The following is a 1,276-nucleotide window of genomic DNA, read 5'->3' as shown; positions in this document are numbered from 1 at the left end:
GTCAGCTGCGGCGGGCTCGCTTGGCCTTGCGCGGGGGCGGCAGGGCGCCTTCGGCGCGCAGCCGGGCCGCGTGCTCGGCCAGGGCGTCCACCAGGTCCTCGACGCGCGGGACCTCCGGCTGGACGTCGACCCGCAGGCCGAACTCCTTGGCCGTCTCCGCCGTGTTCGGGCCGATGCAGGCGACCAGCGTCCGGGCGTGCGGCTTGCCCGCGATGCCGACCAGGTTGCGGACCGTGGACGACGAGGTGAAGCACACCGCGTCGAACCCGCCCGTCTTGATCATCTCGCGGGTCTCGGCGGGCGGCGGCGCGGCGCGGACGGTGCGGTAGGCCGTCACGTCGTCGACCTCCCAGCCGCGCTCGCGCAGGCCTGCCGACAGCGTCTCGGTGGCGATGTCCGCGCGCGGCAGCAGCACCCGGTCGACCGGGTCCAGCACGTCGTCGTGCGGCGGGAAGTCCTGCAGCAGGCCTTCGCTGGACTGGTCACCGGAGGGCAGCAGCTCCGGGATGATCCCGAACTCGCGCACCCGCTCCGCGGTGGCCTCGCCGACGCAGGCGATCTTCACGCCGGAGAACGCGCGGGCGTCCAGGCCGAACTCGCCGAACTTCTCCCACACCGCCTTGACGGCGTTCGCCGAGGTGAACACCACCCACTGGTAGCGGCCGTCGACCAGGCCCTTGACCGCGCGCTCCATCTGCGCGGGGCTGCGCGGCGGCTCCACGGAGATCGTCGGCACCTCGTGCGAGACGGCGCCGTGCGACCACAGGCGCTCGCTCATCACACCGGCCTGCTCCTTGGTGCGCGGCACCAGGATCTTCCAGCCGTACAGGGCGCGCGACTCCCACCAGGAGAGCTTGCTGCGGTCGGACACGACCTCGCCGATGGTCACCACCAGGTGGCCCTGCAGCTCACCGGCGTCGGCGGCCAGCGAGGCCAGCGTCGTGTCGATCGTGCGCTGCTGCACCGTGGTGCCGGAGGCGGTCACCGCGACCGGCGTGGTCGCGGCCTTGCCGTGCTCGACCAGTCGGGACGCGGCCTCGGCCAGGTGGCTGCCGGTGGTGTGCAGCACCAGCGCGCCGGGCGAGGCGGCCAGGGCCGCCCAGTCCACGTCGCCGCGGACGTCCACCTCGGTGTGCGCGGCGCCGAGCGCGACACCGGCGTAAGCCGGAACCGCGCTGCCACCGGCGACACCCGGGACCACGTCGAACGCGGCACCGGTCTTGGCGACCTCCTGGACCTCGCGGACCACCGCGTCGGCGGTCAGCGGGTCACCGGC

General features: G+C 74.1%; 1 protein-coding gene. It reads right to left on the bottom strand.

What is annotated here, in order from left to right; translation table 11 throughout:
- Window position 1: 1 nt before the first annotated feature.
- Window positions 2-1,276, bottom strand: a 1,275-nt coding sequence (locus tag ABTZ89_RS38770) for a bifunctional uroporphyrinogen-III C-methyltransferase/uroporphyrinogen-III synthase (protein ID WP_351054487.1), incomplete at its 5' end; no start/stop codon positions are given.

This window comes from Saccharopolyspora sp. NPDC002686 (genome assembly GCF_040295745.1).
In the GTDB taxonomy this organism is placed as follows: Bacteria; Actinomycetota; Actinomycetes; order Mycobacteriales; family Pseudonocardiaceae; genus Saccharopolyspora; species Saccharopolyspora oryzae.
Note: the sequence above shows the minus strand (reverse complement) of the source record. Positions and strands in the feature narration are given on the sequence as shown.